The sequence below is a fragment of the Bacillus sp. FSL R9-9530 genome (genome assembly GCF_038008145.1).
Lineage (GTDB): Bacteria > Bacillota > Bacilli > Bacillales > Bacillaceae_G > Bacillus_A > Bacillus_A mycoides.
In genome coordinates this window covers 2,109,026-2,130,804 of record NZ_JBBOYO010000001.1, presented here as the reverse complement: position 1 = coordinate 2,130,804, position 21,779 = coordinate 2,109,026, and the positions used below count along the sequence as shown (strand labels likewise).

The 21,779-nt window shown below is 33.6% G+C and carries 22 protein-coding genes and 1 riboswitch; of the genes, 15 read left to right on the top strand and 7 right to left on the bottom strand.

Annotated elements, in window-relative coordinates; genetic code table 11:
- Positions 1-39: 39 nt before the first annotated feature.
- Entirely contained in the window at positions 40-1,515 is a 1,476-nt protein-coding gene (locus MKX66_RS10510; protein WP_016103142.1) for a hypothetical protein, read from the bottom strand.
- 175 nt (positions 1,516-1,690) lie between these two features.
- On the opposite strand from MKX66_RS10510, the gene panE reads away from it, so the two are divergent.
- A complete protein-coding gene (gene panE / locus MKX66_RS10505; RefSeq protein ID WP_088293568.1) occupies positions 1,691-2,623 on the top strand; it encodes a 2-dehydropantoate 2-reductase in 933 nt (310 codons plus the stop codon).
- Positions 2,624-2,685: 62 nt separating this feature from the next.
- Here panE and MKX66_RS10500 read toward each other — a convergent pair whose 3' ends face one another.
- On the bottom strand, positions 2,686-2,814 hold the full coding sequence (locus tag MKX66_RS10500; protein WP_002086273.1) for a hypothetical protein: 129 nt from the start codon (positions 2,812-2,814) through the stop codon (positions 2,686-2,688).
- 139 nt (positions 2,815-2,953) lie between these two features.
- Positions 2,954-3,100, top strand: a riboswitch (cyclic di-AMP (ydaO/yuaA leader).
- A gap of 144 nt (positions 3,101-3,244) precedes the next feature.
- Between MKX66_RS10500 and MKX66_RS10495 the strand changes: the two genes are divergently transcribed.
- The 6 genes from MKX66_RS10495 (at position 3,245) to MKX66_RS10470 (ending at position 11,471) form a co-directional block, all read left to right on the top strand.
- Positions 3,245-5,071, top strand: a complete 1,827-nt coding sequence (locus MKX66_RS10495) for an APC family permease (RefSeq protein ID WP_016103145.1) — start codon at positions 3,245-3,247, stop codon at positions 5,069-5,071.
- A gap of 604 nt (positions 5,072-5,675) precedes the next feature.
- Entirely contained in the window at positions 5,676-6,836 is a 1,161-nt protein-coding gene (gene nheA / locus MKX66_RS10490; RefSeq protein ID WP_002135640.1) for a non-hemolytic enterotoxin NHE subunit A, read from the top strand.
- 37 nt (positions 6,837-6,873) lie between these two features.
- Positions 6,874-8,082 (top strand): non-hemolytic enterotoxin NHE subunit B, encoded by a 1,209-nt coding sequence (gene nheB / locus MKX66_RS10485; protein WP_000162968.1) that lies wholly within the window; start codon positions 6,874-6,876, stop codon positions 8,080-8,082.
- Between the two features lie 133 nt (positions 8,083-8,215).
- Positions 8,216-9,295: a non-hemolytic enterotoxin subunit C gene (gene nheC, locus MKX66_RS10480; protein WP_044440495.1), complete on the top strand. Its 1,080-nt coding sequence runs from the start codon at positions 8,216-8,218 to the stop codon at positions 9,293-9,295.
- Between the two features lie 235 nt (positions 9,296-9,530).
- On the top strand, positions 9,531-10,157 hold the full coding sequence (locus MKX66_RS10475; protein WP_044440497.1) for a LysE family translocator: 627 nt from the start codon (positions 9,531-9,533) through the stop codon (positions 10,155-10,157).
- A 366-nt stretch (positions 10,158-10,523) separates the two neighbouring features.
- Complete coding sequence (locus tag MKX66_RS10470) at positions 10,524-11,471, top strand: sugar-binding transcriptional regulator (protein ID WP_088039203.1); 948 nt, start codon at positions 10,524-10,526, stop codon at positions 11,469-11,471.
- A gap of 48 nt (positions 11,472-11,519) precedes the next feature.
- On the opposite strand, the gene MKX66_RS10465 is transcribed toward MKX66_RS10470, so the two are convergent.
- Entirely contained in the window at positions 11,520-11,882 is a 363-nt protein-coding gene (locus MKX66_RS10465) for a hypothetical protein (RefSeq protein ID WP_215591148.1), read from the bottom strand.
- Positions 11,883-12,038: 156 nt separating this feature from the next.
- Here MKX66_RS10465 and deoC point away from each other — a divergent pair, with 156 nt between their 5' ends.
- The 6 genes from deoC (at position 12,039) to MKX66_RS10435 (ending at position 16,804) form a co-directional block, all read left to right on the top strand.
- Positions 12,039-12,710 (top strand): deoxyribose-phosphate aldolase, encoded by a 672-nt coding sequence (gene deoC, locus MKX66_RS10460; RefSeq protein ID WP_002012110.1) that lies wholly within the window; start codon positions 12,039-12,041, stop codon positions 12,708-12,710.
- Between the two features lie 105 nt (positions 12,711-12,815).
- Positions 12,816-13,997, top strand: a complete 1,182-nt coding sequence (locus tag MKX66_RS10455) for a NupC/NupG family nucleoside CNT transporter (RefSeq protein WP_002035026.1) — start codon at positions 12,816-12,818, stop codon at positions 13,995-13,997.
- 36 nt (positions 13,998-14,033) lie between these two features.
- Positions 14,034-15,335: a pyrimidine-nucleoside phosphorylase gene (locus MKX66_RS10450; protein WP_002165965.1), complete on the top strand. Its 1,302-nt coding sequence runs from the start codon at positions 14,034-14,036 to the stop codon at positions 15,333-15,335.
- A 33-nt stretch (positions 15,336-15,368) separates the two neighbouring features.
- Positions 15,369-15,764 (top strand): cytidine deaminase, encoded by a 396-nt coding sequence (locus MKX66_RS10445; protein ID WP_000358532.1) that lies wholly within the window; start codon positions 15,369-15,371, stop codon positions 15,762-15,764.
- Between the two features lie 146 nt (positions 15,765-15,910).
- A complete protein-coding gene (locus MKX66_RS10440) occupies positions 15,911-16,306 on the top strand; it encodes a DUF2871 domain-containing protein (RefSeq protein WP_326996443.1) in 396 nt (131 codons plus the stop codon).
- Positions 16,307-16,321: 15 nt separating this feature from the next.
- Positions 16,322-16,804, top strand: a complete 483-nt coding sequence (locus tag MKX66_RS10435; protein ID WP_060751261.1) for a CcdC family protein — start codon at positions 16,322-16,324, stop codon at positions 16,802-16,804.
- A 50-nt stretch (positions 16,805-16,854) separates the two neighbouring features.
- On the opposite strand, the gene MKX66_RS10430 is transcribed toward MKX66_RS10435, so the two are convergent.
- Positions 16,855-17,085, bottom strand: a complete 231-nt coding sequence (locus tag MKX66_RS10430; RefSeq protein WP_002035023.1) for a DUF896 domain-containing protein — start codon at positions 17,083-17,085, stop codon at positions 16,855-16,857.
- A 246-nt stretch (positions 17,086-17,331) separates the two neighbouring features.
- On the opposite strand from MKX66_RS10430, the gene MKX66_RS10425 reads away from it, so the two are divergent.
- A complete protein-coding gene (locus tag MKX66_RS10425) occupies positions 17,332-18,249 on the top strand; it encodes an HPP family protein (RefSeq protein ID WP_113769362.1) in 918 nt (305 codons plus the stop codon).
- 51 nt (positions 18,250-18,300) lie between these two features.
- On the opposite strand, the gene MKX66_RS10420 is transcribed toward MKX66_RS10425, so the two are convergent.
- The 3 genes from MKX66_RS10420 to MKX66_RS10410 all read right to left on the bottom strand — a co-directional run bounded on the left by MKX66_RS10420 (position 18,301) and on the right by MKX66_RS10410 (position 20,185).
- Entirely contained in the window at positions 18,301-18,873 is a 573-nt protein-coding gene (locus tag MKX66_RS10420; RefSeq protein ID WP_137077125.1) for an urease accessory protein UreH domain-containing protein, read from the bottom strand.
- A 90-nt stretch (positions 18,874-18,963) separates the two neighbouring features.
- Entirely contained in the window at positions 18,964-19,137 is a 174-nt protein-coding gene (locus tag MKX66_RS10415; RefSeq protein ID WP_193652712.1) for a hypothetical protein, read from the bottom strand.
- A 55-nt stretch (positions 19,138-19,192) separates the two neighbouring features.
- Positions 19,193-20,185: a F510_1955 family glycosylhydrolase gene (locus MKX66_RS10410; RefSeq protein WP_137076148.1), complete on the bottom strand. Its 993-nt coding sequence runs from the start codon at positions 20,183-20,185 to the stop codon at positions 19,193-19,195.
- A gap of 223 nt (positions 20,186-20,408) precedes the next feature.
- On the opposite strand from MKX66_RS10410, the gene MKX66_RS10405 reads away from it, so the two are divergent.
- A complete protein-coding gene (locus MKX66_RS10405) occupies positions 20,409-21,692 on the top strand; it encodes an aminopeptidase P family protein (protein WP_002012280.1) in 1,284 nt (427 codons plus the stop codon).
- The last annotated feature ends 87 nt before the right edge of the window (positions 21,693-21,779 follow it).

Genomic DNA, 21,779 nt, shown 5'->3' with positions numbered 1-21,779 from the left:
AAAACAGATGGTAGCATCGTGCTGCCATCTGTTTTTTAGTTACTTTGTACTATCCTTTTCTTTCACAGCAGATAATACAGTTTGTTTTACCCATGCTTTTCTTCGTTTATGTTGTACACTCCATTGGTATAAACTTTGTATACCTAAAATAAGTGAAATGACTATACCACTAATCGCTATTAATAGAGCAAAAAATTCAAAAGGCGATGATATTTTGTTTGAATCGGTGTTTCTTAAAAGATCAATCATAGTAAACCCTAACATTTGGCCTACAACAGAGTAGAGCGTTAAAATTAATAATAAGAGGCTATCTTTTTTTGAAGCAACATTTTCTTGATATTTAAATAAACTATCGAGATTTTGTTTCGCGTTCGTGTACAGTACTTCAATGTTAAAAAGTTTTCTTAGACGAAAGAAAATATCTTCACTTTGTGATTGGGATACTAATTCTAAAGAAAAATAATTAGCTGTAAACGAATTTATTGAATAAATTAATTTCTCTATCTCATTTGTATCTTGTTCAATATTTAGTTCAGCATAAGCGTTTGCCATCTTTAATAAAACAACTTTATGAAATAAATTTAATAATAAAGCGTAATAAAACTCCCCGTACATTTGACTAGCAAGTTTAGTGACTGCTTGTTCACCTTCATTTGTAATACATGTGAAAATATGTTCTTCCATAATAAAGTAACGGTTAGGAGCCCATCTTTGATAAGAATGTTTTGTTAAATAATCGTGAATATAAGGAACATTATTTGCACTAATATATGGCTTACCATCATCTGATAATCCGGAAAGACTGGAAGTTCGATATACATCGATTATATGAAGGTCTGACTCTTTGTTTATGGATAATAGAGTTTGTACATACATTCGCTGGTCTTCAAAGAAAGGGAATGTTTGAAAATAAGAACTCCGCAATCTCTTGTTCTCAAAGAAGTCTGTTAAACCATGAAATAAATCACCGAATATAAGTTTTTCTACTTGTGAATATTTTTTTCCATCACATTCAATACAAATAGTCTCAGTCGTATCACTTTTAGTTTCAAGTACACGGAAGCGAGCCGCGAATTCAATTGCTTCTGATAATGTCATGTTAGGAGCGGTTTTTATTTCTGTCCGAATTGTTAAGAACCCAAGCTCATAAGGACAAAGTGTTACATCAATAGAATGTATCTTGAATGGAACGGAAATAAGGTTAGTTGTTAAATGTCCATTTAAATTAAGGTCTTTAGAATAGCGCTGTAATCCTTTTTGATGTTCTGAATGAGGAAAGAGAATTTTATTTGTAAAGGAAAGATAGTATGCTTCCATATTTTGATGTGAAACTTGAAATTTCCCGTAATATGTATTTTCATCTTCAAGATGATCGAGTCGAAAAGGTCGAAAATCATTTTTTTGTAAGAAAGGGAACATATTTTGTTCATATCCAGTTTTAAACGAAAACGGGAATATAAATTGAAATATAGCTGTTGTTACATCTTTTTCCTCGATTGTTTGTATTGCCTCCATTTACATTGTTTCCTTTCCGTATAAGCTATAGAAACAACATGCCCAATTTTTCTTGAAAATAACCTCTCTTGTTCATTAGATTAAGAATGAAAATTCAGCTTATTTAACAAGGGACATGTATAATGTTATGTATACTAAAATTAGTATAATTGTGTTAGAAAAAGGGGGATGTTGTATGCGTATTTTAGTATTAGGAGCTGGGGGCGTTGGCGGATTTTTCGGTGGCCGATTAGTAGAAAAGGGAGAAGATGTTACATTTCTCGTTCGCAGCAAAAGAAAACAGCAATTAGAAGAAAAAGGCCTTGTTATTCGTAGTGTTAATGGAGATTTTTCATTTCAACCGAAATTGGTAACGAAAGAAGATAGAACGACTCCATTTGATGTGATTTTATTTTCAACAAAAGCGTATCATTTACACGAGGCGACCATAGATTTAAAGCCGTTTGTAGGTAAAAATACTGTAATAATCCCATTGTTAAATGGTATCGCTCATTTATCACTATTACAAAAGGAATTCGGTGAAGAAAAAGTAATTGGCGGTCTATGCTTTATAGAGACGACATTAAACGATCAGGGAGAAATTGTACAAACGAGTGCTGCCAACAGACTTGTATTTGGAGAAATTAAGTCTCAAGATTCAGAGAGAATCAATCATATTTCCAAAGCATTTGCGGGTACGAAATCTAGTTTTGTTTTAAGTGAAAATATTACGCAAGATATGTGGCATAAATATTTATTTATTACTGTAATGTCAGGTGTGACAACATTAATGCGTGCACCAATAGGACCGATTCGCGAAAGCGAAGGTGGACGCGATTTTATCCAAAACTTATTTGAAGAATCTGTGCAAATCATGAGGGCATTAGGAGCTCCGGTAAAGGAAAACATTGCCCAGGAACATATGAAAACAATTGATAAAATTTCGTATGATATGAAGTCATCGATGCAACGGGATATGGAAAAAGGTTCGCTCATTGAAGGGAAGCATTTACAAGGATACTTATTGAAATTAGCAGAGGAAATGTCTATAGATGTGCCTTTATTAAGTGTTGTGTATCAAAATTTAAAGGTATATGAAAAAATGATTTTTACTAAAGAAATGGTATGAAAAAGAGTAAAGGATAGCAAAATATAAATGTTGCTATCCTTTTTTTATTTCTTTTTGACAATTTATTCGTTTCTTTTCGGTTTATCTGTCGTATTTCGTTCTCTTTCACGTTTACCATATAGCTGATTAATTTCATTTGCTACTGCATCTAAATATGAATCGGAAAAAAGTGGCTTCTTTTCTTTAGACATACGGGTCTCCTTTGTGGATTTTTAGTATTCATTATGTATATTTTTCGGTGGATTATGCGCAATCATTTTAATTTTTTTCTTTTTTAAAATTTTTGTTTACTTTTTGAAAATAAAGGAGTATTATAATCCACAGTTTCAATTTTCTAAATCGCTGAAGCCGCATGGTGCGGGGGACCCGTTCTTATGGATTAGTACTTAATCCAATGGGGTGAATCCTTGAAAAAGGTAGGGCTACTCATAGGCCCGAATCCGACAGCTAACCTCGTAAGCGTTATATTGAGAAGGAAGGTGGAGCTTGTGCGACAAAAAAAATAATGTCTACAAGTCTATTTCATTATGGCTTGTAGACATTTTTTGTTTTCTGAAGAAATAGTTTATCCGCTGTAATTAGCAGAAAAATTCGTGCAAAATTATTGGAGAGTGGACAGCGTTGGTTTCATCTATCAAAAGGTTTTTAATTGGAAGGCCGTTAAAATCAACAGAGTTAGGAGAGCAAAAGCTTAATAAAACGAAGGCGCTAGCAATTTTATCTTCTGACGCATTGTCATCGGTTGCATACGGACCAGAGCAAATATTAATTGCTTTAGCAGGTCTTGGAGCGGTAGCTTATTGGTATTCCATTCCGATTGCAATTGGGGTATTAGTATTATTGACAGCTCTTATTTTATCTTATCGACAAATTATTTTTGCTTATCCTCATGGTGGGGGTGCATACGTAGTATCAAAAGAAAATTTAGGGATGAATCCGGGATTAATAGCTGGAGGATCTTTATTAGTCGATTATATTTTAACGGTTGCAGTAAGTGTATCTGCAGGTACAGATGCGCTCACATCAGCTTTCCCTAGCTTACATGCACATAATGTAATCATTGCGATTATATTTGTCATATTGATTACCATCTTAAATTTAAGAGGCGTAACGGAATCAGCTTCCGTTTTAGCATATCCGGTTTATTTATTCGTTGTAGCATTATTTATATTAATTGGTGTAGGAATATATAATATTTTGACTGGTCACGTTTCACCCACGCTGCATTCGCCAATTGGAACACCAGTTGCGGGAATTAGTTTGTTCTTACTGTTACGAGCATTTGCTTCAGGAAGCTCTGCTTTAACGGGTGTTGAGGCGATATCTAACGCAATTCCAAACTTTAAAGATCCTGCACCTAACAATGCAGCAAAAACATTGCTTGCAATGGGTGCATTACTTGCAGTTTTATTTTCTGGAATTGTCTTTTTAGCTTATTATTACGGAATTAACCCAAGTAAGGAAGTAACAGTCGTTTCACAAATTGCTGAACAAACTTTTGGACGTAATTTCATGTACTATTTCATACAAGGTACAACAGCTTTAATATTAATTCTTGCGGCTAACACAGGTTATTCTGCATTTCCGCTATTAGCAGTTAACCTTGCAAAAGATAAATTTATACCGAGAATGTTTACGATTAGAGGAGACCGCCTAGGTTATTCAAACGGTATTATTATACTTGGGATTTCTTCGATTATTTTAATTGTAGCTTTTCAGGGAAAAACAGAACACTTGATTCCGCTATATGCAGTAGGGGTATTTATTCCGTTTACACTTTCTCAAACTGGAATGGTACTAAAATGGCTTCGTGAAAAGCCTGAAGGATGGGCTTTAAGATTAACGGTCAATTTAATTGGTGCAGTCATTAGTTTTATCGTTATGAGCATGTTCTTTTTAACTAAGTTCGCACAAGTTTGGTCAATCCTTATTTTCTTACCTTTCATTATCTTCTTGTTCCATCGAATTAAGAAGCATTATGATGCAGTGGGCGATCAATTAAGTTTAAAAACTTGTGAACCACTTGTTCCGATTGAAGGGAATGTAATTGTCGTTCCTGTAGCAGGTATGACTCATGTAGTAGAAAATTCACTGAACTATGCTAAAGCTCTTTCTGCAGATCAAGTTATCGCTGTGTATGTTGCTTTTGACAGAGAAGAGGAAAAGAAATTTGAAGAGAAATGGGAGAAGTGGCAACCTGAAGTAAGGCTTGTTACATTACATTCTCATTATAGAAGCATTATTCAGCCGCTTACAAAATTTATTGACACAGTGCAATATAAAGCGAGTGAATCAAATTACCGAGTTACGGTCGTTATACCACAGTTTATTCCGAAAAAAGGTTGGCATAACATTCTTCATAATCAGTCTAGTTTACTCATTCGTGCGTATTTACTCTATAAAAGAAATGTTGTTATTACGACAGTACCGTATCATTTGAAAAAGTAAGGAAATTTTTTAAGGATAACTTCACGAAAGTGAGGTTATCCTTTTTGTGTATATGCTATGCATAATTGCATATGGATTTAAAAAATATATTAGTATAATTTTAATGGTTATGAATATGTAGTGTTTCCTGTTGTGGTATATAGATAGTTTAATCGAGAAAGTGAATTGAATTTTATTTTGGGATAAGGACATGAGAGCTTGAAAATAAAGGGAATTAAAATACTTCTTTACGTTATATAAATAGCTGTGTTTAAATGACCTTACAGTACAAAACTTACATGAAAACAAAACGAAATTTCATACTTTCACATGTTAATTAGTTTAAAATGAATAATATTTTCATGTAATATATTCACTGTGTGAATGTGGAAATCGCAATAAAATAGAAAATTTATACAGTTTTATTCATACTAAGCACATATGAAAAGTTATGAAGTGTTTTATAGCAATAAGTAAGTACTGTAGAAATAAAGTTTGAGAGAGGTGGTTCGTACATGACTCACGGTGAGAACGTTCTCTATTTTTAACCATCTCAAATCATTTGCAAGAAAATAGAATACTAAAATGCGATAGTAATAGTTGCTAATACATAGGAGGAGTTAAAGTGAAAAAGACTTTAATTACAGGGTTATTGGTTACAGCAGTATCTACGAGTTGCTTCGTTCCTGTAAGCGCTTACGCTAAGGAGGGGCAAACAGAAGTGAAAACAGTATATGCGCAAAATGTAATTGCTCCAAATACATTATCCAATTCAATTAGAATGTTAGGATCACAGTCACCGCTTATACAAGCATACGGATTAGTTATTTTGCAACAGCCAGACATTAAGGTAAACGCTATGAGTAGTTTAACGAATCATCAAAAATTTGCAAAAACGAATGTACGAGAGTGGATTGATGAATATAATCCGAAGCTAATCGACTTAAATCAAGAGATGATGAGATACAGCACTAGATTTAATAGCTATTATAGTAAGCTCTATGAACTAGCAGGAAAAGTAAATGAAGATGAACAGGCAAAAGCAGATTTTACAAACGCATATGGAAAATTACAATTGCAGGTCCAAAGCATTCAAGAGAGTATGGAGCAAGATTTATTAGAGTTAAATCGATTTAAAACGGTATTAGACAAAGATAGTAATAACTTATCAATTAAAGCTGATGAAGCAATAAAAACACTGCAAGGATCAAGTGGAGATATTGTGAAATTAAGAGAAGACATAAAAAGAATTCAAGGGGAAATTCAAGCTGAACTAACTACTATTTTGAATAGACCACAAGAAATTATTAAAGGTTCTATTAATATCGGTAAACAAGTATTTACAATCACAAATCAAACTGCACAAACGAAAACAATCGATTTTGTTTCTATCGGTACGTTAAGTAATGAAATTGTAAATGCAGCAGATAGTCAAACGAGGGAAGCAGCTCTTCGTATTCAACAAAAGCAAAAAGAGTTATTACCGCTTATTCAGAAGTTATCACAAACTGAATTAGAGGCGACTCAAATTACATTTGTTGAAGATCAAGTAAGTAGCTTTACAGAACTAATTGATCGCCAAATTACAACTTTAGAAACGTTATTAACGGATTGGAAAGTTTTAAACAATAATATGATCCAAATTCAAACAAATATTGAAGAAGGCACGTATACAGACAGTAGTTTACTTCAAAAACATTTCAATCAACTTAAAAAAGTAAGTGATGAAATGAATAAGCAAACAAATCAATTTGAAGATTACGTTACAAACGTTGAAGTACATTAAACAGAAAAATAATTAGCGATATAGGGAGAGAAGAAAAATGACAAAAAAACCTTATAAAGTAATGGCTCTATCAGCACTTATGGCAGTATTTGCAGCAGGGAATATTATGCCGGCCCATACGTATGCAGCTGAAAGTACAGTGAAACAAGCTCCAGTTCATGCTGTAGCAAAAGCTTATAATGACTACGAAGAATATTCATTAGGACCAGAAGGCCTGAAAGATGCAATGGAAAGAACAGGTTCAAACGCTTTAGTAATGGATCTGTACGCTTTAACAATTATTAAACAAGGTAATGTTAACTTTGGTAATGTATCGTCTGTTGATGCGGCTTTAAAAGGGAAAGTGATTCAGCACCAGGATACAGCTAGAGGAAATGCGAAGCAATGGTTAGATGTATTAAAACCACAGCTTATTTCAACGAATCAAAATATTATTAATTACAATACGAAATTCCAAAACTATTATGATACTTTAGTCGCTGCGGTAGATGCAAAAGATAAAGCGACTCTTACGAAAGGTTTAACTAGATTATCAAGTAGTATTAATGAAAATAAAGCGCAAGTAGATCAGTTAGTAGAAGACTTGAAAAAATTCCGAAACAAAATGACGTCCGATACGCAAAACTTCAAAGGTGATGCAAATCAAATTACATCTATATTAGCTAGTCAAGATGCAGGAATCCCGCTTCTGCAAAATCAAATTACAACGTACAATGAAGCGATTAGTAAATATAATGCAATTATTATCGGTTCATCAGTTGCGACAGCTTTAGGGCCAATTGCAATTATCGGTGGTGCAGTAGTTATTGCTACAGGTGCAGGAACGCCGCTAGGAGTCGCGTTAATTGCAGGTGGTGCAGCAGCTGTAGGTGGTGGAACAGCTGGAATCGTATTAGCGAAGAAAGAGCTTGATAATGCACAGGCAGAAATTCAAAAGATAACAGGACAAGTTACAACTGCCCAATTAGAAGTGGCAGGACTAACGAACATTAAAACACAAACTGAGTATTTAACAAACACAATTGATACAGCAATTACAGCGTTGCAAAATATTTCAAACCAATGGTATACAATGGGATCGAAATATAATTCATTACTTCAAAATGTAGACTCTATTAGTCCAAACGACCTTGTTTTCATTAAGGAAGACTTGAATATAGCTAAAGATAGCTGGAAAAACATTAAAGACTATGCAGAAAAGATTTATGCTGAAGATATTAAAGTAGTAGATACGAAAAAAGCATAATAGCGATTAAACTGTTACAACGTTATGTATAGATAATTGGTTATTATAAAATAGAGAGCTCCTGTTCAGTAGTGAGCAGGAGTTCTTTTACCTCTAACGTTTCATATCCTCATAAAAAGAATAGGTGATAAGTATGCGTAGTAATTTCTATAAAAAATGCCTTTTAACGATAATGATTGCTGGAGTGGCAACGAGTAATGCATTTCCTTTACATCCTTTCGCAGCAGAACAAAACATAAAAACATTACAAGAGAGTGCAAAAAATTATTCTCTCGGACCAGCAGGGTTCCAAGATGTAATGGCGCAAACGACATCAAGTATATTTGCGATGGATTCATATGCAAAATTAATTCAAAATCAACAAGAGACTGATTTGAGTAAAATAAGTTCAATTAATGGTAATTTAAGAGGGAATATGATTCAGCACCAAAGAGATGCAAAAATTAATGCGGCGTATTGGTTAAATAATATGAAGCCTCAAATTATGAAAACGGATCAAAATATTATTGATTACAACAATACTTTTCAAGCGTACTATAGTGACATGCTATTAGCGATTGATCAAAAAGATAGCGTAAAGTTAAAAGCGGATTTAGAAAAGTTGTATGCGGACATTTTAAAGAATCAAAATGAGGTAGATGTATTATTAGGGAATTTGAAAGCTTTTCGCGATAGAATGGCGAAAGACACAAATAGTTTTAAAGAGGATACAAATCAATTAACAGCGATTTTGGCAAGTACGAATGCTGGTATTCCAGCTCTAGAGCAACAAATAAATACATATAACGATTCGATTAAAAAGAGTAACGATATGGTGATTGCTGGTGGTGTACTTTGCGTAGCACTAATAACATGTCTTGCTGGCGGACCGATGATTGCGATTGCGAAAAAAGATATTGCAAATGCAGAACGAGAAATAGCCAGTTTAAAGAATAGAATTTCTGGAGCACAAGCAGAAGTGGCAATTTTGACAGATGTAAAAAATAAAACAACAAATATGACAGAAACAATTGATGCAGCAATTACAGCACTGCAAAACATATCAAATCAGTGGTATACGGTAGGTGCGAAATATAATAATTTACTACAAAACGTAAAAGGAATCAGTCCCGAAGAATTTACCTTTATAAAAGAAGATTTAAATACAGCGAAAGATAGCTGGAAGGATGTAAAAGATTATACAGAAAAATTACATGAAGGCGTGGCGAAATAAATAGCGGACTAGTTCCACTGTTTATTTTTTTTATCCCGTTTTTTGTGAGAGACGAGCTTGTAATTTTACCCATAAGTTTGCCGTGTGTTTTATCAATGTAACTTTAGGATAATGTTTGATCAAATTGATACTAATAACCTCGATAAACTCCTGATCACGCTTTTTATATTTAATATTTTTAGTAAAAAAGCTATACTATAAGAAAAACTAAAAATTGGAAAGGAAATACTAGAACATGGAAAATTATTTGTTATTTATCCTTACAGCAATCCTAATCATAATAATGCCTGGTCCCGGTTTTGCTTTAGTTACAAAAAACACTATCTCGCATGGTAAAAATGGTGGGATAAAGACTGTTTTAGGAACGATATCTGGAATGATGATTCATACAATAATGGCTACACTAGGACTTTCTGCTATCCTAATGAAATTTGCTATGCTATTTACATTTATAAAATATGCTGGAGCTTTTTATTTAATTTTCTTAGCTGTAAAGTCAATTAAAAGTGCCTTACATAAAAAAGAAGATATGTCAGGTTCAGTGGGAATGAACTCTAAGGATATTGGAACGATTAAAAGTTTTAGACAAGGATTTACCACGGCAATCTTAAATCCAAAAACTGCTGTGTTTTTCCTTAGTTTTTTACCCCAATTTATTGTGAGTAATCAAAATCATTTCCTACAATTTCTTTTATTAGGAGTCACATTTACGACTTTGACAGCAATATGGTATTTACTTTATATCTCACTAATACGTCAATTAAGAACTTTTTTAAGAAAAGAAAAAGTGAACCGTACAATAGAGGGTATTACTGGCGCAGTATTGTTAGTATTTGGAGTTAGGTTATTTTTCCAAAAATAAATATGTATATGAAAAGAGAAATAATCAATGGTGGTTATTTCTCTTATTTACTTATTCTAAAACTGCCATTTTACAATTGATTTCACACCTTCATACTAATTTTATGTCCATATCTAATTTGAAGTTTAAAAATGAGTTCCTTAATAACCTGCCCAGTTTGCTTTATAAGGAAAAATATTACATTGTGAGGGAGGACTGATAATAAGTAAGGGATGGATAAAAAACCATTGATTAAAGTTTCATTGTATATACTAAGGGGAGTAGAAGTTTAGGCAGAGAAATTTAGGGAGTCGAAATTTCTTGCATAAAGCTGTATAATGCTTGTAACGAAAGGGAAATACAGGAAAGGGTTTGTAATGAGTTACTATGGATAAGGATAAACAACAATTAAGCGTTGAAGTTGCAAGATTATATTATCAATCAGATTATAGTCAGCAAGAAATTGCTAATAAATTAAATATTTCAAGACCGACGATTTCTAGATTATTGAAGTATGCGAAAGAAAAAGGATTTGTTCAAATTAGTATAGCTGATCCATTTGCTGACTTAGATAACGTTGGGAACTTACTTAAAGAAAAGTACAACTTGTTAGAGGCGCATGTTATATTTTCTCCAGTACCAGAATATGCAACGATTACGGAGTATATTAGTAAGTATGCTGCTGAGTATATGGAAAAGACAGTGAAAACTGGTGATATCGTTGGTGTAAGCTGGGGAATGACGATGTATGAAATCGCTAGAAAAATCGTACCGCAACATGTGAAAGGTGTAGAGGTTGTCCAGTTAAAAGGTGGCATTAGTCACTCAAGTGTAAATACATATGCGAATGAAACGATCGCGTTATTTGCAGATGCTTTTCAAACGACGCCAAGAAATCTACCTCTTCCAGTTATATTTGATAATGCGGTGACAAAAGAATTAGTGGAGCAAGATAGACATATTCATCACATTATTGAAATGGGGAAACAAGCAAATATTGCAATTTTCACTGTTGGAACAGTGCGTGATGAAGCGTTATTATTCCGATTAGGATATTTAGATAAGGATGAAACGAACATTTTGAAAGAACAAGCTGTCGGTGACATTTGTTCACGTTTCTTTGATGGAGACGGAAATATTAGTAGCGAAGAAATTAATAAGCGTACAATTGGAATTGAGTTAGAGGAACTTAAGTTAAAGAAACGTTCTATTTTAGTTGCAGGTGGTAATAGAAAAATAAAAGCAATTGACGGTGCGTTACGTGGCGGGTATGCAAATGTACTAATTATAGATCAGCATACAGCGAAAGAATTGTTACATTATCAAAAAGGTTAGAAATAAAAGGCTTTCTCAAAATATTAATTTTGAGAAAGCCTTTTATTTTTAGTATGAATAAATCAATGTGTAGTACCTTGTAAAGTATTTGTAAGGAACGCTCTTTGATTGATCTCCTTTTTCAAAAATTAGTGAGTTAGCCATAATATCTCTATCTACAAAACTCCAGCCATCTTGCTCCATCATATCGATAAAAGGTTCCATTTTTCCGCGCTTTACTAAGTAGGGGTATTGATTATCTATCGGTTCTACTTCCATCATTTCTTTATCTTGAATAACCATCTTAGACATAGCTAAAGCAAATGGAACTGGGTTTCCTTCTTGGAAAATAACATCCCTTTTATAAAAAATAAATATGGATAGTGAGGTGCATACTAGCAATGTGAATATAAAGAATTTTGACTTAAACAAGTGGTTCACATCCTTTATTTACAAGCTTATACTACTTTCAATGTATTACTAGAAATTCCCTTCTAAAAAAGAATGAACAAAAGTTCAAAAGTATATTTACATTTGTTCAACTAAGGGTTAGAATGAAGTTGTTAAAAGATATGAGGAGTGAAGATAATGAACATTGCAAAGTTAATTGATCATACAATTTTAAAACCAAATTCTACAAAAGAAGATGTTATGAAAGTAATCGAAGAGGCAAAGCAATACAAATTTGCTTCAGTTTGTATTAATCCTACATGGGTAAAGCTAGCTGCTGAAGAATTAGCTGGACATGATGTAGACGTTTGTACTGTAATCGGTTTCCCATTAGGAGCAAGCACTACTGAAACAAAAGCATTCGAAACAAAAGATGCTATCGCAAAAGGTGCAACTGAAGTTGATATGGTAATCAACGTAGGTGCTTTAAAAGATGGCGACAATGAGTTCGTTGAAAAAGACATTTATGAAGTAGTACAAGCAGCAAAAGGAAAAGCTCTTGTAAAAGTAATCATTGAAACTTGCCTTCTAACAGATGAAGAAAAAGTTCGTGCTTGTGAATTATCAGTAAAAGCTGGCGCTGATTTCGTAAAAACTTCAACTGGATTCTCAACTGGCGGAGCAACTGCTGAAGATATCGCGTTAATGCGTAAAACAGTTGGACCAAACGTTGGCGTGAAAGCATCTGGCGGCGTTCGTACACGTGAAGATGCAGACAAAATGGTAGAGGCTGGAGCTTCTCGCGTTGGAGCAAGTGCTAGTGTTGCAATCGTATTAAATGATGCAAAAGGTGCTACAGATAATTACTAATTAATAAAGTGTGAAAAGCAATAGATACACGTTTAAAGTAAAGTGTATCTATTGCTTTAACAATTGAAAATAATGTAAGCGGATACGAGTGGGAGGAGACGGCTTATGAAATACTTAATCGGTGTTTTAGGCCTCGTATTGATTTTAGGTATCGCTTGGCTTGCTAGTAATGATAGAAAGAAAGTCAAATATCGCCCAATCATAACGATGGTTATATTACAATTCATTTTGGGGTTTTTATTATTAAATACAAGCGTAGGGAATATATTAATTAGCGGAATAGCAGATGGTTTTGGAGAATTATTAAAATATGCCGCTGATGGTGTGAATTTCGTATTTGGTGGATTAGTAAATCAAAAAGAGTTTTCATTCTTTTTAAGTGTATTAATGCCAATCGTATTTATATCAGCTTTAATAGGTATTTTGCAACACATTAAAGTATTACCTATTATTGTGAAATCTATCGGTCTAGTATTAAGTAAAGTAAATGGGATGGGGAAACTCGAATCATATAACGCGGTAGCTTCTGCGATTTTAGGACAATCTGAAGTGTTTATTTCAGTTAAGAAACAACTAGGATTATTGCCAGAGAAAAGAATGTATACATTATGTGCATCTGCAATGTCTACAGTATCTATGTCTATCGTTGGATCATATATGGTGTTATTAAAACCGCAATATGTTGTAACCGCTTTAGTGCTTAACTTATTCGGTGGCTTCATTATTGCTTCTATCATTAACCCGTATGAAGTTACTGAAGAAGAAGATATGTTAGAAGTACAAGAAGAAGAGAAAAAGACATTCTTTGAAGTATTAGGGGAATACATTATAGATGGATTTAAAGTTGCGATTACAGTAGCAGCTATGTTAATTGGTTTCGTTGCCCTTATCGCATTCATTAATGCAGTATTTAAAGGTGTAATCGGTATCTCATTCCAAGAAATTCTTGGTTATGTATTTGCACCATTTGCATTTATTATGGGTGTTCCATGGCATGAAGCAGTTAACGCAGGGAATATTATGGCGACAAAACTTGTATCAAATGAATTTGTTGCGATGACAGATTTAGCACAAGGAAACTTTAATTTCTCAGATAGAACGACAGCGATTATATCTGTATTCTTAGTTTCATTTGCAAACTTCTCTTCAATTGGAATTATTGCTGGGGCAGTTAAGAGCTTAAATGAAAAACAAGGGAATGTAGTCGCAAGATTTGGTTTGAAATTACTTTTCGGTGCAACATTAGTAAGTTTCTTATCAGCAACAATCGTTGGCTTATTATTTTAACAGATTCATATAATATAAAAAGGAATGGTGATTGTAATGAGAATGGTAGATATTATTGCGAAAAAACGTGATGGAAAAGAATTAACAACTGAAGAAATTAATTTCTTTATTAACGGTTATACAGACGGAAGTATTCCTGACTATCAAGCGAGTGCACTTGCAATGGCAATTTTCTTTAAAGATATGACGGATCGTGAACGTGCAGATTTAACGATGGCAATGGTTGAGTCTGGAGAAACAATCGACTTATCAGCAATTGAAGGCATTAAAGTAGATAAGCATTCAACTGGCGGTGTTGGTGATACAACAACATTAGTATTAGGACCATTAGTCGCTGCTTTAGATGTACCAGTAGCAAAAATGTCTGGTCGTGGTTTAGGACATACGGGCGGGACAATTGATAAATTAGAAGCGGTAGAAGGATTCCACGTTGAAATTACGAAAGAACAGTTCATTGATATTGTAAACCGTGACAAAGTGGCTGTTATCGGACAAACAGGAAACTTAACACCTGCTGATAAAAAGATTTATGCATTACGTGATGTAACAGGAACAGTAAATTCAATTCCTCTAATTGCAAGTTCAATTATGAGTAAAAAAATTGCAGCTGGTGCTGATGCAATCGTACTTGATGTAAAAACAGGTGCTGGTGCATTTATGAAAACCGAAGAAGATGCAAAAGAATTAGCTCATGCAATGGTACGTATCGGAAATAATGTTGGACGTCAAACGATGGCAGTAATTTCAGATATGTCACAACCTCTTGGTTTTGCGATTGGTAACGCTCTAGAAGTGAAGGAAGCAATTGATACTTTAAAAGGCGAAGGTCCAGAAGATTTAACAGAATTAGTACTTGTATTAGGAAGCCAAATGGTCGTACTTGCGAAAAAAGCAAATACATTAGAAGAAGCTCGTGAAATGCTAATTGAAGTGATGAAAAATGGAAAAGCAACTGAGAAATTTAAAGAGTTCTTAAGCAACCAAGGCGGAGACAGCTCGATTGTAGACAATCCAGAAAAAATGCCACAAGCGAAGTATGTAATTGATGTACCTGCAAAAACTTCAGGTGTGATTTCAAACATTGTTGCAGATGAAATCGGTATCGCAGCTATGCTACTTGGTGCTGGCCGTGCAACAAAAGAAGATGAAATCGATTTAGCAGTAGGACTAATGTTACGTAAAAAAGTTGGCGATGCAGTAAAAGAAGGCGAGCCGTTCGTAACGATCTATGCAAATCGCGAAAATGTAGAAGATGTAAAAGCAAAAATCTATGAGAACATTTCTATCGCTGAAACAGCAGTGGCTCCTAAATTAGTTCATACAGTTATTACTGACTAATCAATATTACATTTACTTTGAGGAGGAAATAATATGGATAAGAAAAAATATATCGAAGAAGCAAATAAGATGTTATCGAAAGCGTATATTCCGTATTCTAAATTTCCTGTTGGTGCAGCATTAGTTACGAAAGAAGGTAAAATCTATACTGGTTGTAATATAGAAAACGCTTCTTACGGTTTATGTAACTGTGCAGAAAGAACAGCAATATTTAAAGCAGTATCAGAAGGTGAGCGCGACTTTAGTTACTTAGTCATTACAGGAGAAACTGACGGACCTATTTCACCATGTGGTGCTTGTAGACAAGTTATTGCTGAATTTTGTGATCCGAAAATGCCTGTATTACTAACGAATGTAAAAGGTGATGAAAAAGAAGTGACTGTGGAACAGTTACTGCCAGGTGCTTTCTCAATTGAAGATTTAAAATAAGTTAAAAGGCCATTCCACAATGAATAGTTGTGGAATGGCTTTTTTATTTTCAAAAATAGAATGTAATATTCCGTTCATATTCCGTTCATAAACTTTGCGTAAAATGATTGCATCGAATATGGAAAGTTTACAGCAGGAGGAATATGATGAAGAAATTATATAATGCAGCATTCATTTACTTAATTATTGGTTTATTATCAGGTGTATTTGCTAGAGAGTATACGAAAGCGCAAGGAATTAAAGGATCCACTATGTTGCAATTAGTGCATACACACGTATTAGTGCTCGGCTTCGTATTCTTTTTGATCGCTTTAGCTCTATTTAAAGTATTTAATGTCCGTGAAACAAAAAGTTTTCGTGCGTGGTTTGTTGTTTATAACATAGGACTTATTTTTACAATCGCTACAATGGTATTTAGAGGTATTCTACAAGTGAATGGAACTGACTTTAATGGTTTAAGCCATATGGCTGGATTAGGTCATGTCATTATAAGTATTGGGCTCGTTTGGTTTATGATTTTGCTCAGAAAATCTTTTAAATAGATAGGAGTGGAGAGTATGAGTTTAGCACTTTTATCAAGTATAGTAGCGGTTTGTATGGCTGTTGGAGTTATGTTTCTTCGCTTTAAGTCAGCGAAAAAACCGGTAACGAAAAAGAAAATTATATTACCGCCAATTTTTATGAGCACTGGTGCAATGATGTACTTCTTACCAGAGTTTCGATTAACGTCTTTAGAAATAGTAGAGGCAATTAGCGTAGGACTTATTTTCTCTATATTTCTTATTAAAACATCTAAGTTCGAAATAAGAGGCGAAGACATATATATGAAACCATCAAAAGCGTTCATATTTATTTTAGTTGGTTTATTAGCTGTCCGGGTAGCATTAAAATCATATTTAAGTCAATCAATTGATTTAGCACAATTAAGCGGGATGTTTTTCTTACTCGCATTTGCGATGATTGTATCGTGGAGAATTGCGATGTATCGCTCGTTTACTAAATTAGAAAAGACAATAAAAAGAGCTGGAATTTCTATATAGGAATTTCAGCTCTTTTTATGTTTTATACGATTGTTTTTTTAGCTTTGATTTCATTTGCTTAATTTTAAACGGATTTGAGCATCTTGTAATGCAACTGGTGTAACGTTAAGACCATTTTGATCAACGATTTTTGTGTTTAATAAAATGGAATCTAAGCTCCCGCGAAATGTTTTTGTATAGTTTTGACGCAACATTTGTTGTTCTTGTTTTTCATCAACTGTTAATCCAGATGTTCTTTCTTTTTTTGATAATTCGTTAATACGGAATAAAATGTTTTTCATTTGTTTTCACCTCTAGTTAGATTTAATTACATTAGTTACTTACTAATGTATAGTTATTGTAACGTATCTTTTAATAAGTGTCAATGCCTGTAAACATGCCTTGTTTTGTAAGTGTATGGGGTGATAAAGAATGAAAAAACTACAAATACTTGAAATAGAAAAGATGTTAATATACAATACCTAAGTAGGGTATATAGGGTATTGTTTTACTTTATGAGAGTAATAAGCAAAAAGGAGTATGTAATAATGAATTCAGTAATTTCAAGGAAAGAAACAATCATATCATATAGCATTGCAATTCTATTTATATTAGCGATGGTTACAGCTGGTGTACTATTAGATGATCCAGAAGTAATTTTGCCGGAAATAGCTGCGATGGCAATAGCTTTATGGGCATATCGTGAGCCGGGATGGCTAAGACAACCAGAAAAAATCTTTATTGCGCCGTCAATAACAGCTGTTATTGGTTTTGCAGTGAATCAAATGGACATTTCCTATATAGGAAAAGTTAGCTTAACACTTATATTAATGATGTTGTTTTTACGTGTTATTCAATCCAATTTAGCACCATCTATTGCGACAGGTTTATTACCATTAGTAACAAATGCGACGGAATGGTCATTTGTTATCTCAGTCTTCGTTTTGACATTTATTTTAATGATTGGTGTTCTTATTTTTAAATTGAATAACGGTATTGAGAGAAAAGTTAAAATCCAATATAAATATATGGTTGTATTTCTATTTTTAAATTTTGTATGGATCAATTTATGTTGGATAACTGGTTATGAACAATTAGCGGTTATTCCGCCAATTCTAGTCGTTGTGTATGAATCACTTCAAAAACCGATGTACAATGAAAAAATGGCATTTAAACAAATACTAGTATTAACTACATCAGCAACTGTTGGAACGTTATTGTACTTTGCGATTGATTCATGGATTGTAGTCACTTTATTCAATATGATATTAATGCTAATTTTATTGAAAATCGTTGGAGTACGTATTCCAGCAGCGTATGCATTCCCATTACTTCCGCTCGTATTTCCTGATGAAATGATAAAGATGTTACCAGTAGGTTCATTTGTTGCGGGGGTATTCTTATTTGGTACAGTACTACTGTATAAAAAGTGGGAGATGAAGCAAAAGGGCATGCAGAAGAGTTAAATATAATTGGTAAAAAGGTAAGTTCAAGTCACTGGAACTTACCTTTTATATTTATACCCAATATAAGGATATATCATAAAGTCCAACTAAAATGAGTAGCACCCCTGCTATAAGTTGAATGTTTTTTCCTATTTTTCGGCTCTTTTTAAGTAGTGTGTCATTTAATCCAAGGTAGGAGATGATGAACATTAATATAACGATAGGTAGAGCAGTTCCTATCGAAAAGAATGTCGGAAACAAGTATCCATAATTAGATGAGAAAGATAAAGGGATTAACGTTCCGAAAAATAGAACGAACATAGTCGGACAGAAGGCTAAGGAAAAAAAGAATCCAAGTAAAAATGAGCCAACCTCATTTTGTTTTCGTATAAATTTGATTGAGAAGAAACTTCTTCCTTTTATAATACCTGCCAACATTAGCCCCATTAAAATTAATAAAGGTCCAATTATTTTTCGTAACCATGGGAAATACAAAGTTAATATTTGCTGAATCTCTTTTCCTAAGAACCATACTAATAGTCCAAGTGTCGTAAAAGCTATTATTTTTCCTAAAATGAATAACAATATATGTTTCCATGCATGTCCCTTTTGTAAAGATTGATTGCCATAAAGTGAAACTTTAATCAGTGGGGGTTTTGTTCATCCCCCACTGATTATTAGCCTTCACCAATCGGGCATTTACGGACAGTTGATATCCCACCTAACTTCTTTGTACTATCCGAATTTTGAGGTGGGAGTTTTACTGCCCGTTAATGCGGGATAAAGTGTAATAGCGCTAATGCTTCCTGTTAATTGGCAAGGAGCAAGGGTACCTACAATGCCTAATAAAAACGCAAATAAAAGAGGAATTGATTTCGTAGCATTCGCGATATCCATTAAAGGAGACATGAGTTGATAACTCCACTCGCTAACTGTTGAAAACACGTTATATTCACCTTTCTAACTAGTTATATTGTAATGTTCCATTTTTAGTAATCTGCTTCCACGTTTTACCGTCATCCATAGAAAGAAAGACATTTGCTTTCATTGTAGCAAAAACTATTTCAGCTGAATTTTGAGGATTTTGTGATATGTACATAATTGTATCTTTAGAATCTAAAGATGGAATCTGTAAGTTTGTTTCTTCATTTGTAGCAATTGATTTCTTCGTAATCAGTTGCTCAGTTTGCTTATTAATAGAGGCATAGATAATGTCTTCATTACTTAATGTAACTGCGGTCGATTCAACTGGTTTAGAAAATAGTTCAAATGTATTTCCATAATCTGTAGACAAATATACACCGTCTTTAGCACTTACCGCGACTACACTAGATTGATCTGGATGTGCTGAAAAGGAATGGATTGTACTTGAAAGACCGTTTAATTTACTATTTTTCCAATCTTGTCCGTTGTTCGTACTGAAATAAAAACCTTGTTGTAATTTAGAATTTGGACGCTCATTGTATAAATAAATTGCTTCCGTATTATATCCGACAGCAAGGTTATGAAAATCAGATTCTCCATAAAACGCTAGCTTTTCGAGGGTATTACCGCCATCAGAACTTTTCATTAGCCCTAAAGGATTTTTTAAATTTGCACCTGGTTCAGGATGACCGCTGGCAACGAATCCATTCTTTGTTGCCTGAAATCCCATGTAATCATGTAGCTCAGTCGTAGTTTCAAACCATTTACCATCTTGATAAACTTTTATACCACTGTGAGTTGCGATAGAAACCCCAGGCATATTTCCCGCGTAGCCAATTCCATGAATGTGCTCGATTTTTCCAGAGGTAATTTCTTTATAGAAGTTTTGCGGAATCGTATTTGCTGTTTCTTTATTTTTTGGCTGAGATTGCACCGTTTCTTTTTTAGCTGGTGCTGTTTCAGCATTACTAGAACATCCTGTAATTATTAATAAAGAAGTAATTGCTAACCCTGTTGCTACATAATGTTTCACTTTTGTAGACTCCTTTCCATATATATGAGATTTTAAGTATATGGAATAAATGTCAAGAAATTGTGGAGTGGTATGCATAATTTAGAGTGGAAGGGGCCCTAGTAATGAAGATTTTCTTTTCTCTATGAGCACTATTAATTGACGAAAAATTATAACAATAATAGAATGAATTATATTGGATAATCAGTTTCAAAATTATACATAGAATGCTAGGGGGATTATTATGAAATCAACATTTTTTGCTCAAAATAGAGAACGATTAGTAAACACATTACCGGATGAATCTATTACTATTTTATTTGCTGGGCAAGCACCTCATATGTCAGCCGATGCACATTATAAATTTGTGCCGAATCGAAATTTTTACTATTTAACGGGAATCGATGAGCCAAATGTTATTTTCATGTTGAAAAAGTTTGGAAATAGTGTGGAAGAAACTCTTTTCATTGAAAAATCAGATCCAGTAATGGAAAAATGGGACGGTAAAACAGTTTCTAAAGAAGATGCAGAACAAATTTCAGGCATAAAAAAAGTTGTATATATAGAAAGCTTTGAGAAGACAATGGCAAATACACTTTTCACAGAAAATGTGAAGCATCTGTATTTAGATTTAGAGCGTCGTGAGTGGAAGGGTACTGAGACGAAAACGTTAGCGTTTGCTAAATATGTAAGAGAACAGTATCCACACGTTTTAATTGGTAATGTATATCCGCATATTTGTGAATTACGAGTGTTTAAAACGGAAGAAGAAATTGAAATCATTAAAGAAGCGATTGCTGTAACTAAAGAGGGTATTTATAACGTGCTGAAGCATGCAAAAGCAGATGTGATGGAATATGAATTAGAAGCTCATTTTGATTTTACGCTTAAATCATCTGGAATTAAACATCATGCATTCAATACAATTTTGGCGAGTGGTAAAAATGCTACAGTCCTTCATTATGAAGATAATGATGCACAAATTCAAAATGGTGATTTAGTGCTGCTCGATTTAGGTGCTCAAAAAGATTACTACAACGCTGATATTAGTTACACATTCCCAGCTAGTGGAACATTCTCTAGTCGCCAAAAACAAATATATAATATAGTGTTAAAAGCATTGAAAGAAACAACTGAGCTTATTAAGCCAGGATTAAAGTTTACTGCATTAAATGAGCATACAAAAAAGGTACTGGCAGAAGAGTGTAAAGCAATTGGTTTAATTCAAGAAGATGAAGAGTTATCAAAATACTATTATCATGGCGTCAGCCATTTCCTTGGTTTAGATACTCACGATGTAGGAACATACAAAGATAGAGTGTTAGAAGAAGGTATGGTTATAACAATCGAACCTGGTCTTTATATTGAAGAAGAATCAATTGGAATTCGTATTGAGGATGATATCCTTGTAACAAAAGATGGGTATGAAAACTTGTCAAAAGATATCATTAGAGAAGTTGAAGAGATTGAAGAGTTTATGAGTGAAAATAATGTGAATGTAAAAGAAGATGAAGTTGTTACGAAATAATTATTAGAAGAGGCGCTCAATTTTGGGCGTCTTTTTATTTAGGCCATTTTAAACCTCCATATTTTCTTGAAAATTGACTTCTATAAT

Bases quoted from the DNA above. Each gene is read 5' to 3' on its own strand.
- MKX66_RS10510 (WP_016103142.1), bottom strand. From the start codon at position 1,515: ATGGAGGCAATACAAACAATCGAGGAAAAAGATGTAACAACAGCTATA.
- panE (WP_088293568.1), top strand. From the start codon at position 1,691: ATGCGTATTTTAGTATTAGGAGCTGGGGGCGTTGGCGGATTTTTCGGT.
- MKX66_RS10500 (WP_002086273.1), bottom strand. From the start codon at position 2,814: ATGTCTAAAGAAAAGAAGCCACTTTTTTCCGATTCATATTTAGATGCA.
- nheB (WP_000162968.1), top strand. From the start codon at position 6,874: ATGACAAAAAAACCTTATAAAGTAATGGCTCTATCAGCACTTATGGCA.
- nheC (WP_044440495.1), top strand. From the start codon at position 8,216: ATGCGTAGTAATTTCTATAAAAAATGCCTTTTAACGATAATGATTGCT.
- MKX66_RS10475 (WP_044440497.1), top strand. From the start codon at position 9,531: ATGGAAAATTATTTGTTATTTATCCTTACAGCAATCCTAATCATAATA.
- MKX66_RS10470 (WP_088039203.1), top strand. From the start codon at position 10,524: ATGGATAAGGATAAACAACAATTAAGCGTTGAAGTTGCAAGATTATAT.
- deoC (WP_002012110.1), top strand. From the start codon at position 12,039: ATGAACATTGCAAAGTTAATTGATCATACAATTTTAAAACCAAATTCT.
- MKX66_RS10455 (WP_002035026.1), top strand. From the start codon at position 12,816: ATGAAATACTTAATCGGTGTTTTAGGCCTCGTATTGATTTTAGGTATC.
- MKX66_RS10450 (WP_002165965.1), top strand. From the start codon at position 14,034: ATGAGAATGGTAGATATTATTGCGAAAAAACGTGATGGAAAAGAATTA.
- MKX66_RS10445 (WP_000358532.1), top strand. From the start codon at position 15,369: ATGGATAAGAAAAAATATATCGAAGAAGCAAATAAGATGTTATCGAAA.
- MKX66_RS10440 (WP_326996443.1), top strand. From the start codon at position 15,911: ATGAAGAAATTATATAATGCAGCATTCATTTACTTAATTATTGGTTTA.
- MKX66_RS10435 (WP_060751261.1), top strand. From the start codon at position 16,322: ATGAGTTTAGCACTTTTATCAAGTATAGTAGCGGTTTGTATGGCTGTT.
- MKX66_RS10430 (WP_002035023.1), bottom strand. From the start codon at position 17,085: ATGAAAAACATTTTATTCCGTATTAACGAATTATCAAAAAAAGAAAGA.
- MKX66_RS10425 (WP_113769362.1), top strand. From the start codon at position 17,332: ATGAATTCAGTAATTTCAAGGAAAGAAACAATCATATCATATAGCATT.
- MKX66_RS10415 (WP_193652712.1), bottom strand. From the start codon at position 19,137: ATGTCTCCTTTAATGGATATCGCGAATGCTACGAAATCAATTCCTCTT.
- MKX66_RS10405 (WP_002012280.1), top strand. From the start codon at position 20,409: ATGAAATCAACATTTTTTGCTCAAAATAGAGAACGATTAGTAAACACA.